The 16,064-nt window shown below is 68.8% G+C and carries 14 protein-coding genes; 10 read left to right on the top strand and 4 right to left on the bottom strand.

All coding sequences use genetic code 11. From position 1 onward, the window contains the following. The first annotated feature begins 222 nt into the window (after positions 1-222). From HJG45_RS23405 to HJG45_RS23395, 3 genes are read left to right on the top strand one after another with little or no spacing between them, the layout of a single operon-like run. Positions 223-2,169, top strand: coding sequence for a PrkA family serine protein kinase (locus HJG45_RS23405; protein ID WP_171615635.1), 1,947 nt, complete (start codon positions 223-225; stop codon positions 2,167-2,169). A gap of 27 nt (positions 2,170-2,196) precedes the next feature. Continuing rightward, positions 2,197-3,501 carry a YeaH/YhbH family protein gene (locus HJG45_RS23400; protein WP_171615634.1) on the top strand — a complete coding sequence of 435 codons (1,305 nt, stop codon included), beginning with the start codon at positions 2,197-2,199 and terminating at the stop codon, positions 3,499-3,501. Between the two features lie 8 nt (positions 3,502-3,509). After that, positions 3,510-5,036, top strand: a complete 1,527-nt coding sequence (locus HJG45_RS23395) for a SpoVR family protein (RefSeq protein WP_171615633.1) — start codon at positions 3,510-3,512, stop codon at positions 5,034-5,036. Positions 5,037-5,056: 20 nt separating this feature from the next. On the opposite strand, the gene HJG45_RS23390 is transcribed toward HJG45_RS23395, so the two are convergent. Then, positions 5,057-6,184 (bottom strand): serine hydrolase, encoded by a 1,128-nt coding sequence (locus HJG45_RS23390; RefSeq protein WP_171615632.1) that lies wholly within the window; start codon positions 6,182-6,184, stop codon positions 5,057-5,059. 77 nt (positions 6,185-6,261) lie between these two features. Between HJG45_RS23390 and HJG45_RS23385 the strand changes: the two genes are divergently transcribed. Continuing rightward, entirely contained in the window at positions 6,262-8,271 is a 2,010-nt protein-coding gene (locus tag HJG45_RS23385; RefSeq protein ID WP_171615630.1) for a cyclopropane-fatty-acyl-phospholipid synthase family protein, read from the top strand. 500 nt (positions 8,272-8,771) lie between these two features. Here the strand turns inward: HJG45_RS23385 and minE are convergent, their stop codons facing one another. From minE to minC, 3 genes are all read right to left on the bottom strand, one after another. Then, positions 8,772-9,071, bottom strand: coding sequence for a cell division topological specificity factor MinE (minE, locus tag HJG45_RS23380; protein ID WP_171615628.1), 300 nt, complete (start codon positions 9,069-9,071; stop codon positions 8,772-8,774). 1 nt (position 9,072) lies between these two features. Then, complete coding sequence (gene minD, locus HJG45_RS23375; protein WP_171615626.1) at positions 9,073-9,894, bottom strand: septum site-determining protein MinD; 822 nt, start codon at positions 9,892-9,894, stop codon at positions 9,073-9,075. A gap of 219 nt (positions 9,895-10,113) precedes the next feature. Continuing rightward, positions 10,114-10,959 carry a septum site-determining protein MinC gene (gene minC, locus HJG45_RS23370; RefSeq protein WP_171615624.1) on the bottom strand — a complete coding sequence of 282 codons (846 nt, stop codon included), beginning with the start codon at positions 10,957-10,959 and terminating at the stop codon, positions 10,114-10,116. 502 nt (positions 10,960-11,461) lie between these two features. Between minC and HJG45_RS23365 the strand changes: the two genes are divergently transcribed. The 6 genes from HJG45_RS23365 to HJG45_RS23340 all read left to right on the top strand — a co-directional run bounded on the left by HJG45_RS23365 (position 11,462) and on the right by HJG45_RS23340 (position 16,054). Next, positions 11,462-11,914 (top strand): hypothetical protein, encoded by a 453-nt coding sequence (locus HJG45_RS23365; protein WP_171615622.1) that lies wholly within the window; start codon positions 11,462-11,464, stop codon positions 11,912-11,914. Further along, the gene (locus HJG45_RS23360; protein WP_171615620.1) at positions 11,911-12,354 is read left to right on the top strand and encodes a thioesterase family protein; all 444 of its coding nucleotides are present in this window, start codon (positions 11,911-11,913) and stop codon (positions 12,352-12,354) included. Before HJG45_RS23365 ends, HJG45_RS23360 begins: the two co-directional genes overlap by 4 nt. Before the next feature lie 50 nt (positions 12,355-12,404). Then, the gene (locus HJG45_RS23355; protein WP_217363019.1) at positions 12,405-13,367 is read left to right on the top strand and encodes a D-2-hydroxyacid dehydrogenase family protein; all 963 of its coding nucleotides are present in this window, start codon (positions 12,405-12,407) and stop codon (positions 13,365-13,367) included. 148 nt (positions 13,368-13,515) lie between these two features. Continuing rightward, positions 13,516-14,463, top strand: coding sequence for an ABC transporter substrate-binding protein (locus HJG45_RS23350; protein ID WP_171615618.1), 948 nt, complete (start codon positions 13,516-13,518; stop codon positions 14,461-14,463). A 3-nt stretch (positions 14,464-14,466) separates the two neighbouring features. Next, entirely contained in the window at positions 14,467-15,267 is an 801-nt protein-coding gene (locus tag HJG45_RS23345) for an ABC transporter permease (RefSeq protein WP_171615616.1), read from the top strand. Next, on the top strand, positions 15,260-16,054 hold the full coding sequence (locus tag HJG45_RS23340) for an ABC transporter ATP-binding protein (RefSeq protein ID WP_171615614.1): 795 nt from the start codon (positions 15,260-15,262) through the stop codon (positions 16,052-16,054). Before HJG45_RS23345 ends, HJG45_RS23340 begins: the two co-directional genes overlap by 8 nt. Positions 16,055-16,064 lie beyond the last annotated feature (10 nt).

Below are 16,064 nucleotides of genomic sequence, written 5' to 3'. Positions count from 1 at the left end.
CGGTTCGGCATATTGTGTCGAGCCGCAGCGTTCCGGTGCGTGATTTGACAGCTTCGTGGCCAACAACAGGACCGGGCTTGCGATCCGCGCTATCAGGACAACATGATTTACGGACTACAACGCCACACTGCGGCGCAGCAATAAAAGTTTACCGCAATCTGCCTTGGCAAAGCCCATGCTACCGGCGTTGCGCATTCGTGGCAGCACTTCCAGGGGCCGCCGATGGACACCATGCAGGACATCTTCGCCGATTACGCACGGGCCTATGAAGCCCGCCGGGAATCGGACATGTCGATTTCCGAGTTTCTCGAGGCCTGCAAATCCGATCCGGGCTGCTACGCTTCCGCTCCCGAACGCATCCTCAAGGCGATCGGTGAGCCGGAGGTCGTGGACACCGCGAAGGATGCCCGCCTCGGGCGGATCTTCCTCAACCGCACTATCCGGATCTATCCGGCCTTCTCCGAGTTCTTCGGTATGGAGGACACGATCGAGCGGATCGTGGGCTTCTTCCGCCACGCCGCGCAGGGGCTCGAGGAGCGCAAGCAGATCCTCTACCTGCTCGGGCCGGTCGGCGGCGGCAAGTCCTCCCTCGCCGAGCGTCTGAAGGCGCTGATGGAGCAGGAGCCGGTCTACGTGTTGAAGGCCGGTGACCAGATGAGCCCGGTCTTCGAGAGCCCTCTTGGCCTGTTCGATCCGGAGCGGCTCGGCGGCATGCTCGAGGACCGCTATGGCATCCCGCGCCGGCGGCTCACCGGGCTGATGAGCCCCTGGGCGCTCAAGCGTCTCGACGAGTTCGGCGGCGACATCTCGAAATTCCGGGTGGTGAAGGTGCGGCCCAGCCGGCTGCGGCAGATCGCCGTTGCCAAGACCGAGCCGGGCGACGAGAACAACCAGGACATTTCCTCGCTGGTCGGCAAGGTCGATATCCGCAAGCTCGAGATGTACGGCCAGAACGACCCGGATGCCTACAGCTTCTCGGGCGGGCTGAACCGCGCCAACCAGGGCATCCTCGAATTCGTCGAGATGTTCAAGGCGCCGATCAAGATGCTGCACCCGCTGCTGACGGCGACGCAGGAAGGCAACTACATCGGTACGGAGAATATCGGCGCCATCCCCTTCCAGGGGATCATCATGGCGCACAGCAACGAGGCGGAGTGGCAGAGCTTCAAGAACAACAAGAACAACGAAGCCTTCATCGACCGCATCTACGTCATCAAGGTTCCCTACTGCCTGCGGGTGACGGAGGAGCAAAGGATCTACGACAAGCTGGTCCGCAGCTCCGAGCTCTCCTCGGCGCCCTGCGCGCCGGCGACGCTCGAGATGTTGGCCCGCTTCAGCGTGCTCTCGCGCCTGCGCAAGCACGAGAACTCCAACCTCTACGCCAAGATGCGGGTCTATGACGGCGAGAGCCTGAAGGAGACCGATCCGCGGGCGAAGACGGTGCAGGAGTACCGCGACTCGGCCGGGCCGGATGAGGGCATGGACGGCGCCTCCACCCGCTTCGCCTTCAAGGTGCTGGCCGCGACCTTCAACTACGACACGACCGAGATCGCAGCCGATCCCGTCCACCTGATGTACGTGCTGGAACAGTCGATCCGGCGCGAGCAGCTGCCGGACGAAACCGAGAAGCGCTACCTCGAGTTCATCAAGGGCGAGTTGGCGCCGCGCTATGCCGAGTTCATCGGCAACGAGATCCAGAAGGCCTATCTCGAATCCTACAACGACTACGGCCAGAACCTCTTCGACCGCTACGTGGCCTATGCCGATGCTTGGGTCGAGGACATGGACTTCAAGGATCCCGATACCGGCCAGATGATGAACCGGGAGCTGCTGAACCAGGAGCTCACCAAGGTCGAGAAGCCGGCCGGCATCGCCAATCCTAAGGATTTCCGCAACGAGGTGGTGAAATTCGCCCTTCGGGCGCGGGCCAATCGGGGCGGGAAGAACCCCTCCTGGACCTCCTATGAGAAGATCCGGGAGGTGATTGAGCGGCGCATGTTCAGCCAGGTGGAGGACCTGTTGCCGGTGATCAGCTTCGGCTCGAAGAAGGACGGCGACACCGAGAAGAAACACGGTGAATTCGTGGCTCGGATGACCGCTCGCGGCTATACTGAGAGGCAGGTGCGCCGGCTGGTGGAGTGGTACATGCGCGTCAAGCAGGCCGGCTAGCCCGACAACCCGAAGGCAGGCCGCTGTATGCAGATCCTGGATCGCCGCCTCAATCCAAGCGGCAAGAGCCTTCCCAACCGGCAGCGCTTCCTGCGTCGGGCGAAATCCCTGGTGCAGGAGGCGGTCCGGGACGCCTCCGCCAAGCGTGACATCCGTTCGGCCGATGAGGGGGGCGAGGTCAGCATCCCCCTGCACGGCATCCGCGAGCCCAGCTTCCATCTCGGCTCCGGCGGCATCCGCGACCACGTCCTGCCCGGCAACAAGGAATACCGGGAGGGGGATGAGATCCCCCGCCCGCCGGGCGGCGGCGGCGGCGGCGGCTCGGAGGGCGCCACCGATGGCGGCGGCGAGGACGCCTTCCGTTTCGTCCTGAGCCGGGAGGAATTCCTCTCCCTCTTCCTCGACGACCTCGAACTGCCCGACATGGCCAAGCGGCGGCTGGTCGAAGGCGCCGATCCGGCCTGGCACCGGGCCGGCTATTCCGTCTCCGGCTCCCCGGCCAACCTCTCCCTGCCCCGCACCATGCGGAACAGCCTGTCGCGGCGGATCGCCCTCAAGCGGCCGAAGCCGGAGGAGGTGCAGGCGCTCGAGGCGGAGATCGCCGCGCTCGAAGGCAAGCCCGAGCATGCCGAACGGGTGCTCGCCTTGCGAGCGGAGCTCGAGCGGCAGCTGCTGCGGACCCGCCGCATCCCCTACATCGACCCGATCGACGTCCGCTACCGGCGCTTCGAGCCGGTGCCGCGGCCAGTCGCCCAGGCGGTCATGTTCTGCCTCATGGATGTCTCCGGCTCCATGACCGAGGACATGAAGGATCTGGCCAAGCGCTTCTACACGCTGCTCTATATTTTCCTGCAGCGCCGCTACAAGCATGTGGAGATCGTCTTCATCCGCCACACGCACGAGGCGTCGGAGGTGGATGAGGAGACTTTCTTCCACAGCCGCGAGACCGGCGGCACGCTGGTCTCCACCGCACTCGAGGAAATGCGCAAGGTGGTGGCGGATCGCTACCCGCCGAACGAGTGGAACATCTACGCGGCCCAGGCCTCGGACGGCGACAACGCCGCCGGGGACAGCCAGAAGACGGCGCGGCTGCTGGTGGATACCATCCTGCCCGCCTGCCAGTACTACGCCTATATCGAGGTGGGCCGGGAGGGCGAGCACGGCATCCCGGGTTTCCCGCGCGGCCCGACCGATCTCTGGCGCACCTATGAGGCGCTGGTGAATGCCGGCGCGCCACTCGCCATGAAGAAGGTCCGCCACCGGCGGGAGATCTTCCCGGTCTTCCGGGAGCTCTTCGCCAAGCGCGGCGTGACCGAGGGGGCCAGCGCGTGAACGTCATCATGAAGCCTGAGAGCCGCCTTCTCTACGAGGGCGCCGACTGGGATTTCGACACGCTGATGCGGGTCCACGACGCCTGCGAGGAACTCGCCGGCGCCGAGCTCGGGCTCGACTGGTACCCGAACCGCATCGAGGTCATCAGCGCCGAGCAGATGCTCGACGCCTATGCCAGCACCGGCCTGCCACTCTTCTATCGGCACTGGTCCTTCGGCAAGCATTTCGCCCAGCAGGAGGCGCTGTACCGCAAGGGCTATCGTGGCCTCGCCTATGAGATCGTCATCAACTCCGATCCGTGCGTTTCCTACGTCATGGAGGAGAACACGGCGACGATGCAGGCGTTGGTGATCGCCCACGCTGCCTTTGGCCACAACCACTTCTTCAAGAACAACCGCCTCTTCCGCGAATGGACCGATGCCAAGGGCATCCTTGACTACCTCGAATTCGCCAAGGGCTACGTTCAGTCCTGCGAGGAGCAGCATGGCGAGCTGGCGGTCGAGCGGGTGCTCGACTCGGCACATGCCCTGATGAATTACGGCGTCCACCGCCACCGCCGCCGCGCCCCGGACCTGCAGAGCGAGCAGAAGCGGGAGCGGGAGCGTCGGGAGCATGACGAGCGGATGTTCAACGTCCTCTGGTCGACCCTGCCGGAGAAGGCCTCGCAGCCGACCACCAGCACCGAGGAGGAGCGGCGCCGCGCCCTGCTGCAATTGCCGCAGGAGAACATCCTCTACTTCCTCGAAAAGTCGGCGCCGCGCCTCGCCCCCTGGCAGCGCGAGATCCTGCGCATCGTCCGCAACGTGGCGCAGTATTTCCATCCGCAGCGCCAGACCAAGATGATGAATGAGGGCTGTGCCACCTATGTCCACCACCGCATCCTGAACCGCCTGCACCAGCAGGGCCGGATCAGCGACGGCGCGATGCTGGAGGTGCTGCACTCCCATTCCTCCGTCGTCATGCAGCCGGATTTCGACGACCAGCGCTATTCGGGCATGAACCCTTATGCGCTCGGCTTCGCCATGATGGAGGACATCGAGCGCATCTGCCGCGCGCCGACCGAGGAAGACAAGCAGTGGTTCCCGGACTTCGCCGGTTGCGGCGACCCGATGCCGGTCCTGCGGCATGGCTGGGCGGAGTTCCGCGACGAGAGCTTCGTGCTGCAATTCCTCAGCCCGGCGCTGATGCGCAAGCTGCGGCTCTTCCATCTTGTCGATGACAGCGGCCAGCCGGTGCTGCGGGTGGATGCGATGCATGACGAGCGCGGCTACCGGCGGGTGCGGCGCGCCCTTGCCCGGCAATACGACCCGGCCTGGCAGGACCCGGACATCCAGGTGGTGGATGTCGACCTCGGCGGCGACCGCAAGCTGGTGCTGGAGCACCGCGTCGCCTCCGGCCGGCTGCTGGAAGAGCAGGAGGCGCGGCAGGTGCTGCGTCACCTCGCCAGCCTCTGGAGCTACGACGTGCTGCTGCGCGAGGTGGATCCGGCGAGCGGCGCCAGCTTGCGCGAGCACGCGGTCAGCCCGCCGCGCTGAGGCGGCGGCCGCCCACCGCTTCAGGCCGCCGGTGCGGGGCTGCGCAGCGCCGCTCCGACCCGTTGCATGAAGTCGTCCAACCGGGTCGCGTTGATCCAGCGCAGCACGGCGACGATCCCGTTCGGCGCGTCGATCCAAGTGATGTTGCCGCCGGCGCCCGAGAAGCAAATGCTCTCGGCGCTCGCGGCCGGCCAGCGGGTGCGGCCGGTGTTGAGCCACCAGAGCAGGCCGTAATGCGGGTTGAGGGCGCAGGGGGTGCGACAGGCCGCCACCCAGCCCTCCGGCAGCAGGCGCCGGCCGGCCCAGATCCCGTCCTGCAGCACGAGCTGGCCGATACGGGCCTGGTCCTCGGCATGGATGAAGACGCCGCCACCCCAATGCCCGCCGCCGGAGACGCTCTGCAGGCGCCGGCCCTCCACCTCCACCCAGCTCGTCTCGTAGCCATGCCAGGACCAGTCGGCCGAGGCGCCGATCGGCTGCATGATGCGCTCGGCGAAGACCTCGGGCAGCGGCCGGCGGAAGCGGCGGAGCAGGGCCAGGGCGAGGCGGTTCACCCGGACGTCGTTGTATTCCCAATAGGCGCCCGGCGGCTGCAGCGGCCGCGGCTCCCCCTTCCGCCCCTTCCCTTCGAGTTGCAGATTCCGACCGCGATCGATGCGGTCGCTCTTGCCGAAGAGCGTGCCCTCCCATTCCGAGCTGTTCTGCAGCAGTTGCCGCCAAGTGATGCCGCGGTTCTGCGGCGAGTCGAAGCCGCCATCCTCAACCAGCTGGCCGACCGGCGCGTCGAGGTCGGGGATCAGCCCATCGCCCACCGCCAGGCCGGCCAGGAGGGCGAGGTAGGATTTCGCCACGCTGAAGGTCATGTCGACCTGCCGCGGATCGCCCCAGCGCGCCACCAGCCGGCCGTGCCGCAGGATCACCCCGTTCGGGTCGCCGCGGGACCGGACGGGTCCGATGATGGCGTTGTCCGGCGGCGGCTCGAAGAAGCCGGCCTCGAGATGGGCGCGGATGTCGCGCGGCCAGGGTGATTCATGTATCAGCGCGAAGGTCACCGCCTCGGCAAGCGCGGCGGGGTCGAAACCCAGCTCCCCTGCCGTGGTCTGGGGCCAAGCAGCGGGATGGGGCGGCAAGCCGGTCTCATCGATCATCGGGGTGCCACCTCTTTCTTGGTTTGGGCGAAAGGCTTTTCTGTTCCTGCCGCACCGGTTGAGATAGATGTTTGGTCATGCACAATGCAACCCTGACCGTAGAGAGCAGCGGCCGCATCCCGGACGATGTGCCCGCCCCGCGCAGCCCGGCCGTCACCGCGGCCGAGTCGATGATGGATGCCGCGCTGGCCGTCTCCCCGGCTGGGCTCCTGCATGCCCGGGCCACCGCGCCCAGCTTGCTGCTGGAAGAGCGGGACCCGCGCCGCTTCGTCATCACCACCGCATGGCACGAATACAGCGGCGACCTGTCGCAGGGGCTGGTGTTGCAGGCCCTGCGCGGCGCCGAAGGGGCGCCGGGCAGCCCGATTTGCCACTCAGGCAACATGCTCGAATGCCACCATCGCGGCCGCGCCCTGTCCCTCGACGTCGAAGCCAATATCGTCGATTTCGGCATTCGTCGCCTGCCGGGCCGGGTGGTGCTGTTCCATGAGAGCCGCTTTAGCCGGCCGGAAGGGCTGGCCGGCCGCCTCCGTCCCTTCGCCCGCCTGCGCTACGAATACGCCATCTCGGCCGACAATCCGGTCCTGCAGCTGACGGTGACGCTGACGGCGGAGCCGGGTCGGCGCCTGGTTGCGCCGCGCATCACCACCGCGCTCGACGCCCTCAGCCCGGCCGGCGCCCGCACCGCCATCCGCCGCCTGATCGCCTGGGGTCCCGCCGGCAAGGCAGCCAGCCAACCGGCCGGGCAGACGGGCGCCGTGATGCTGCATGAGGGACCGGCGCGCCATCTGATGCTGCCGGAGGAGCCGCGCTATGGCGGCGCGGCCCAGGCCTGCCATCTCCGTCTCGGCGACGGCCATCTCCTCGCCAGCGTCAAGGGCACGCCGCAGGCCGATGGGATGCTGCACTGGATGGTGCTGCGCTATGCCTGCCCCACCCTGCCGCGCGGCGGATCGATGACGATCCGCGAGGAAAGGCTGCGGCTCGACGAGGCGGACATCGATCCGATGCCGGATGCGATGGAGCAGGCGATCGGCAGCGCGGTATCGGTTGCGATCGAGGCCAGCCAGGATGCCGCCTGGGACGCGGGCGGGACCTCGCCGGAGCGGCGCCCGGCGCCTGGCAGGATCGCGTTCAGGTCGCCGCATGTCACGACGGGCGAGACGGCCGCCCTGCGGGCCAATATCAAGCTGCTGGGCTCGGCGCTGGCGCAGTCCCGGCTCGCCGCCCGCGCCGCGACCGAAGCGCCGATCGGGCCACAGGCCATCGGGCTGGCCAGCCGCGCCTGCTGCCAAGCCGATATCGAGGGGGATTGGCTGCATTACTGGTGCCGCGTGCTCGGCACCGAGCCGCATTATCATCGGAAGCTCTGGGAAGACTGCACCGTCCCGCAGATGCTCTGGGAGGCCGGCATGCTGGAGCCCGGGATGCGCGGGCTCGGCTTCGCGGTCGGGCGCGAGGATCTTCCCGCCCTCTTCGCCAGCCGCGGCGTCGAGGTGCTGGCGACGGATCTCGACGGTACCGACAGCCGGGCGACGGCCTGGACGGAGACCGGGCAGCATGCGGACCGGCTGGAGAGCCTGCATCGTCCGCGCCTGTTGCCCGAGGAGGGATTCCGCCGCCGCGTCCGCTTCCGTCCTGTGGACATGTCCGCGATTCCGGAGGATCTGCTGCAGGGCGAATTCGACTTCGTCTGGTCGGTCTGCGCCCTCGAGCATCTCGGCTCGCTCGAGGCCGGCGAAGCCTTCATCCGCACAGCCATGCGCTGCCTGCGACCGGGCGGCATCGCCGTGCACACGACCGAGTACAATCTCAACCCGACCGGTCCGACCATCGAGGCAGGCCCCACCGTACTCTATCAGCGTCGCCATCTCGAAGGCCTGGGCGAGCGCCTGGCCGCGTCGGGCCATGAGATGCTGCCGCTCCGGGACCCGACCGGAGACCAGCAGCTCTTCGACCAGCTCGTCGATCTGCCGCCTTACACGCAGCAGGGCGGGCCAGCGGATGCGCCGCATCTGCGGCTGGTCCTGGGTGGCCATATCGTCACCTCAGCGGCCATCGTGATCCGGGCCGGCGGCAAGGCCTGACCTGCGCCACGGCGCCGGCCCCTCAGGTCGGCGCCGCGCCGATATCGGCGACGGATCGCGGCCCATGCCGCCGAGCCCGGCCAAGTGCCGGCGCCCGGGCCTTCACGCCCGCCTGAAATCTGCCAGACCATGATCCGCTCACACAGGGTCGCGGATCATGGTCCAGGCCGTTGTTTGATCGCGTGAGTCATGCTTTCTGGTGAGTCCACCTCAAGCGATCACGCTCCGATATCCTGATCTCGAAGCTTTGCTGACTTCGCCAGAGGCCACTCGCTTCCATGATCGGGGGCGTGCCGATCCGCTGCGTCACGGGCGAACCCACAGACGCAGAGGGCGTGATGCGGAAGCGGCTTGCGTTCAGGGTTGAACGCTGCTCCGCCATAGTTCCTTATTGGCAAAGCAGGTCCACGCTTCGGGCGATGCCGCCCTGCGGCGATCTGCATTTATCTTTGCAGGGCAGATTCACGCCTTCGGGCGATGCCGCCCTGCGGCGATCTGCCCTAGGCCCTAGCCGCCTCGACCGCGCCCGCGGGTGTCGAACGCGTCATCGGCAGCTCGATCTCGATCGCCAGGGTCGAGATGTCGCTGCTGCGGTCGAGCGCGACATTCACCTTCGCCGGATCGATCGCCACGTAGCGGGCGACCACGGCGACGAGGTCCTGCTGCAGCCGCGGCAGGAAATCCTCGCGGGTGCGGCCGATCCGCTCATGCGCGAGCAGGATCTGCAGCCGCTCCTTCGCCTGCGCCGCGCTCTCGGGCTCCGGCTTGCGATTGGTACGAAAGAAGTCGCGCCAGCTCATCTCAGGCAGCCCTCCCTCCGAACAGGCGCCGCAGCAGACCCGGCTTCTTCTCCGGCTCGAGGAAACGGTGCGGCAGCTCCTGGCCGAGGAAGCGGCTCACGGCGTCCTTGTAGGCTTGGCCGGCGACGCTTCCGCCGTCGAGGATCACCGGCGTGCCGGTATTCGACGCGCGCAGCACGCTCTCGTTCTCCGGGATCACGCCGAGCAGCGGGATCGCCAGGATCTCCCGCACGTCGTCGAGCTTCAGCATCTCGCCGCGCTCGACGCGGTTGGGGTCGTAGCGAGTGACGAGCAGATGCTCCTTCACCTTGTCGCGCTTGTCTTCCGCCCGCTTGGACTTCGATTGCAGCACGCCGAGGATGCGGTCGCTGTCGCGCACCGAGGAGACCTCGGGATTCGTCACGACGATGGCGTGGTCGGCAAAGTAGAGCGCGAGCAGCGCGCCCTTCTCGATACCCGCCGGGCTGTCGCAGAGGATGAAGTCGTTCTCCTTCGAGAGCTCCTCGATGATCTCGGCGACGCCCTCGCGGGTCAGTGCATCCTTGTCCCGGGTCTGCGAGGCCGGGAGGATGCTCAGATTCTCGATCCGCTTGTCGCGGATCAGCGCCTGGTTCAGCCGCGCCTCGCCCTGGATGACGTTGACGATGTCGAAGACCACGCGCCGCTCGACACCCATGATGAGATCGAGGTTGCGCAACCCGACATCGAAATCGATCACCACCGTCTTCTTGCCGGCCTGGGCCAAACCCGTCGCAAAGGCGGCGCTGGTCGTGGTCTTGCCCACGCCCCCCTTCCCCGACGTCACGACGATCACCTGCGCCATCGACGCACCCCCTTCTGAACCTTCCTGACCCGGACGCGTCCCTGCTCGGTTCGCATCCGTGGCTGGTGCATCATCACGCCCACTCTGCGGCATGAAGATGCCCAGGCCATTGATAGTGGAGCCGATTCACGCCTCCGGGCGCCCTGCCCCCATGGCAATCGTCTCCGGCCTCCGTCCGTGCCGACCGCGCGGCGCAGCACCACGCCAAGCCACCGGCAGCTAGCCCAGCGGCCCGAAGCGCATCTCCTCGCCGTCCAGCCGGACCTGGGCTGGCCGGCCGATCGGCGCGTCGCCCAGCCCCTCGCGCACGACGTAGTAGCCCGCGATGGCGATGAGCTCGGGATCGAAATGCAGCGCGAAGATCCGCGCCTCGGAATCGTTCTGCGCGCCGGCGATCGCGCGGCCACGCAGGGCGCCGTAGACATGCACGTTGCCGTCGGCGATCACCTCGCCGCCGGGATTGACCGTGGCCGTTACGATCAGGTCGGCACCCTCGGCATAGATCCGCTGCCCCGAACGGACCGGCTCCGTCACCAGCAGGGCGTTGCGGCCGCTGCCGCGGAACTGCGCTGCGGCACCCGGCTTCGCCGCCGCAGCGGGCGCGGCCTGCGGCGCGGAGGCAGCCTGCGAGGCGCCCTGGGGCGCAGCGGCCATGGCGGCCTCGGCATCCACCTCCTTGCCGCCGGCGGCGCGCAGCGGAGGCAGGCCAGCCGCCGTCGCCGCCTGGCGCATCTGCGGCGTGCCGCCGGTGGTGCCGATCGGGACGATCTCGAGGGCATGCAACCCCTCGATCAAGCCGCGGAAATCCACGTCCTCCGGCGCCGCGACGAGGTCCTGCAAGCCGATGACGATGGGCGCGAAGCGCAGGAAGCCGGGCGCCTTGCGGAACTGGTCGCCGAGCGCCGGCAGCACCGCATCCGGCCGCGGATCGAGCAGGCGCAAAACCAGCAAGTTGAAATTGCCGGCACGGAGCCTGAATGTTTCCGGAAGGGTCTGGCTGCTCAATGCGGTCTCGGATCGGCCATTCGACAGGGCACACAAAAGCGCGTGCCATTGCGCGTGCATAGCAGCGCCATCGCGGTGGGCGAAGCCCGAATGCAACGCTTTACCGTTCGGCGTTGCACGCCGGCCGCGGACTCGCCCGACGCGGCGAAGCCTGGATAATGGCGCGGACGCGACGGAGACGCCGGTCTTGCACGAGGTGACGCTGCTCGAACCTTTCCGGGCCCTGTTCTATGCGCCCTTCTATCTGGCGGAGGCGCTCGGCGCCTTCGCCCGCCAGGGCGTCCGACTCCGCCTGGAAACGGCCGGCACCCCGGACGCGGCCTGCGCTCGCCTGCACGCTGCGCAGCTTCTGCGCGGTGGTGATGCGCGACCCCTTCCTGCTGATGGGCGGGCGCCGCCGCCCGGATTTCCGGCTGGAGGACCTGCCCGGCCTCCGGCTCGGCCTCGTCTTCGAGGTGCCGACCCCGGTCTGGTGCCTGCGCGGCGACCTGGCGGTACGCGGCATGGACTGGGCGGCGCTCACCGCCGTCACCGGCGGCAGCAGGCCGAGAATGCCGAGGCGGTGGCCGAGGGCCGGCTCGACCTGGCGCAGCTCTTCGAGCCCTTCGCCTGCCGGGTCGAGGATGCCGGCGGCGCGCTCTGGCACGCCCAGGCGAGCCGCGGCCATACCGCCTATACGGCGCTCTACGCCACCGAGGCCGGCATCGCCGCGCGACGGCCGGCGCTGCAGGCGGTGATCCGCGCCCTGGCCGAGGCGCTGGCGGCGATCCGCCGGATGCCGGCCGGCGAGGTCGCCGCGCATCTCGCGCCGCACTTCCCGGATGTCCTGGCCTCGCACCGCGTTCGCGGCATCGCCCGCTACCAGGCGCTCGGCCTCTGGGATGCCGGCCCGGTCTTCCCGTGCGAGGCCTATGACCGCCTCGCCGCCGCCATGCTGGCGAGCGGCGCCATTGCCCAGGTCCCGGATTTCGAGGCCTGCATCGACAACGCCATCGTCGAGGAGGCGCTGAGATGAGTGAGAAGACGCCCATCGGAACCCGCGCCGACTACCGCTGGTTCACCACCCTGCCCACCCGCTGGATGGACAACGACGTCTACGGCCACGTCAACAACGTCACCTATTACAGCTGGATCGACACCGCCGTGGCGCAGTTCCTCATCGCGCATGAGGTGCTCGATCTCGGCAGCAGCACCGAGGTCGGGCTCGTCGTCGAGACGCAGTGTCGCTACTTCGCGCCCATCGCCTTCCCCGACCTCGTCACCTGCGGGGTGCGCTGCGGCCGGCTCGGTACCTCCTCCATCCGCTACGAGCTCGGCATCTTCCGCAACGAGGAGGAGCGGGCGAGCGCCGAGGGACATTTCATCCATGTCTATGTCGCGCGCGCCGAGCAGACCCGAACCGTTCCGCTGCCGGCCAGGCTGCGCGAGGTCGCGGAGCGGCTGCTGCTGCGTTGACGCATCATGCGCGGGCCCTGCCCGCCCTATCGCCCCGCTGGGAGGACACCATGCCGGAGTTGAAACGCCTCGGGATCCTGGATGACTACCAGGGCGCGACCCTGCGGCTTGGTCCCTGGGACCGGCTGCCGGAGAGCCTGCAGATCGAGCAGTACCGCGACACCGTGACCGGCCCGGCGCTGCTCGAGCGGCTGCGGCCGCTGGATGCGATCCTGGCGATGCGGGAGCGCACGCCCTTCCCGCGCGCGCTGATCGAGCAGCTGCCGAATCTCCGGCTGCTCGTCACCACCGGCGCCCGCAACCGCAGCATCGACCTCGCCGCCTGCGCCGAGCGCGGCATCACCGTCTGCGGCACGCCTTCCTTCGCGCATCCGACCGTCGATCTGGCCTGGGGGCTCATCCTGTCGCTGATGCGGCGCATCCCGGAGCAGGAGGCGGCGCTGCGGCAGGGCCGCTGGCAGGTGGCGCTCGGCCATACGCTGGAGGGCAAGACGCTCGGCGTCATCGGCCTCGGCAATCTCGGCAGCCGGGTGGCGCGGATCGGCGCCGCCTTCGGCATGCGCGTCATCGGCTGGAGCCAGAACCTGACGCCGGAGGCGGCCAGGGCGGCCGGTGCCGAGGCGATGAGCAAGGAGCGGCTGCTCGCCGAGGCGGATGTGGTGACCCTGCACCTGGTGCTGTCCGAGCGCTCGCGCGGCGTGGTCGGCGGCGCCGAGCTCGCCCGGATGAAGCCCTCGGCGGTGATCGTGAACACCAGCCGCGGCCCGCTGATCGACCAGCCGGCCCTGATCGCCGCGCTGGCCGAGCGGCGCATCGCCGGCGCCGGCCTCGATGTCTACGACCAGGAGCCGCTGCCGCCCGGCCACCCCCTGCTCTCGGCGCCCAACACCGTGCTGACCCCGCATCTCGGCTATGTCACCGAGGAGAACTACCGGGCCTATTTCACCGGCGCGGTGGAGGCGGTGGAGGGCTACCTGGCCGGCCGGCCGGTGCGGGAATTGCACGCCGGCTGAGCAGCCCTGCCCAGGGGTTGGGCGCAGGGGCTGGGCGAGGGATAACGGGCGATGGGCAGCGGAACCGGCCCGGCCCCGCCGGCATGGCCGTTGCATCCACGGTGCGGATTGTCCCGCGTCCATGGGACCGTACCGGGAGGCCCGCGCCATGTCGCTCACCCGTCGCATGCTCATCGCCGCCGGCGCGGCGAGCCTTGCCGCGCCCGCCCTCCGGGCGCAGGGCGTCACGGTGCGGATGGGCGCGCTGCGCCTGATCCACTCCATCGCCCCCTATATGTATAAGCGCTTCCAGCCGGACGGCCTGCGGATCGAGGTCGTGGTGTTCGAGAGCCCGACCGAGGGCAAGAATGCCGTGGTCACGCGCTCGGTCGATTTCGGGGCCTTCGGCGTCGCCGCCGCCATCCTGGGCGCCGCGGCGCGCGAGCCGGTGGTGGTGGTCGGCTCCTGCTGCGACCGCGGCATGGCGGTGGTCGCCCGCGCCGATTTGGGCATCGACAGGCTGCAGGCGCTGAAGGGCCGCAAGGTCGGCATCTGGCCCGGCTCGACGCAGGAGGTCTTCATCCTCGAGCGGCTGCGCATGGAGGGCATGAGCATCCGCGACGTCCAGCCGGTGCGCGTCTCCTTCTCGGAGATGCCGATCGCCCTCGCCCGCAGCGATATCGAGGCCTATGTCGGCGCCGAGCCCGGCCCCGGCATCTCGGTCGCCGCCGGCATCGGGAAGATCGTGGAATATCCCTATTCGACGCCGATGGGCTCGCTGAACATGGTCTTCGCCACCCATGCCGAGATGGCGGCGCAGAAGCCCGATCTGGTGCGGCAGATGCTGAAGCTGCACCGCCAGGCCAGCGAGTTCGGCATGGCGAATCGCGAGGCCACCATCGAGACGGCGATCGCCAGGCTCGGCATGAAGCGCGAGGCGCTTGAGATCAGCCTGCCGAATGTCGAGCTGAACTGGCAGATGACGCCGGAGATGGTGCAGCGCTCGAAGACCTATGCCGAGCAGATGCTGAGCCTGAAGCAGATCCGCGCCATGCCGGATTTCAGCCACTTCTTCGATACGCGCTTCTCGGACGAGCTGGCGAAGTCGGCGGCCTGAGGCATGGCCGCCGCCCTCGGCCGCGGCCTCGCCTCGCGCCAGGCGCTGCTGGCGCTCGCCGCGCCGGTGCTCGGCCTGCTCGCCTGGCACCTGGCGACGGCGGGCCGGCCCTACAGCCTCGTCCCGCCGCCCTGGGATGTTGCGGTGCAATGGTGGGACCTCGCCTTCGGCGGGGTCTGGGACGACCTCTATTCCGCGACCCTGCTCGACCACACCCTCGCCAGCCTTGGCCGGGTCTATGGCGGCTTCGCCCTCGCGGCGCTGGTGGCGCTGCCGCTCGGCATGCTGATCGGCCGCGTCGCGGTGGCGCGCGACCTGCTCGACCCCAGCCTGCAGATCCTGCGGCCGATCCCGGTGACGGCCTGGCTGCCGCTCGCCATGATCGTCTTCGGCATCGGCCCGCGCAGCGCCTTCTTCCTGGTCTTCCTTGGCGCCTTCTACCCGATCCTGCTGAACACGGTCTTCGGGGTGCAGAGCGTCGAGGCGCGGCTGTTCGAGGCGGCGGCGATGCTCGGCGTCTCGCGCCAGGCCACCTTCTGGAAGGTGGTGCTGCCGGCCAGCCTGCCCTCGATCTTCACCGGGCTGCGCCTCGGCCTCGGATTCGCCTGGGTGGTGATCGTGGTCGGCGAGATGACCGGCGTGCAGACCGGGCTCGGCGCCATCATCATGGAGGCGCGGCAGCTCTCCCGCACCGAGATCGTCATCAGCGGCATGATCACGATCGGCCTGCTCGGCTTCCTTTCCGACCGGCTGATCCAGGCCCTCGGCCGCCGCCTCCTGCGCTGGAGCCCGCAACATGGATGACCTGGCCGCGCTGCCGGTGCAGCCCGCCACGGCGGCGGTGCCGATCCTCGACATCCAGGGTGTCGGCAAGCGCTTCGCCTTCGGAGCGGAGACGATCACCGCCCTCTCCGGGGCGACGCTGCGCATCCCGAAGGGCCAGTTCGTCTGCCTCATCGGCCCCTCGGGCTGCGGCAAGTCGACGCTGCTGCGCATGATCGCCGGCTTCGAGACCGCCAGCGAGGGCACGCTGCTCATGGCCGGGCGCCATGTCGCGGGGCCGGGGCCGGATCGCGGCATGGTCTTTCAGGATTACGGCCTCTTCCCCTGGCTCACCGTGCGGCAGAATATCGGCTTCGGGCCGGCGGCGCGCGGCCGGCCGCGCGCCGAGGTGGCGGCGACCGCCGCGCGCTTCCTCGAGATGGTCGGCCTCACCCGCTTCGCCGATGCCTATCCGCACCAGCTCTCGGGCGGCATGAAGCAGCGGGTGGCGATCGCCCGGGTGCTGGCGAACCAGGCCGAGGTGGTGCTGATGGACGAGCCCTTCGGCGCGCTCGACGCCATGACGCGCGAGAACCTGCAGCAGGAATTGCTGCAGATCTGGGAGAGCGCCGGGCTGACCATCATCTTCGTCACCCATGCCATCGAGGAGGCGATCCTGCTCGCCGACCGGGTGGTGGTGATGTCCCCCGGGCCGGGCCGCATCGTCGCCGATGAGCGGGTCCCGCTGCCGCGGCCGCGCGACCCGACCGGGGTGGAGTTCAACGCCCTGCGCCGGCACCTCGCCGCGCTGCTCGGCAGCCAGCATTGATCCGGCGCGC

It is taken from the genome of Roseicella sp. DB1501 (assembly GCF_013112485.1).
GTDB lineage: Bacteria > Pseudomonadota > Alphaproteobacteria > Acetobacterales > Acetobacteraceae > Paracraurococcus.
The sequence above is the reverse complement of the archived record's forward strand: the minus strand, read 5'-3'. Positions and strand labels throughout refer to the sequence as shown.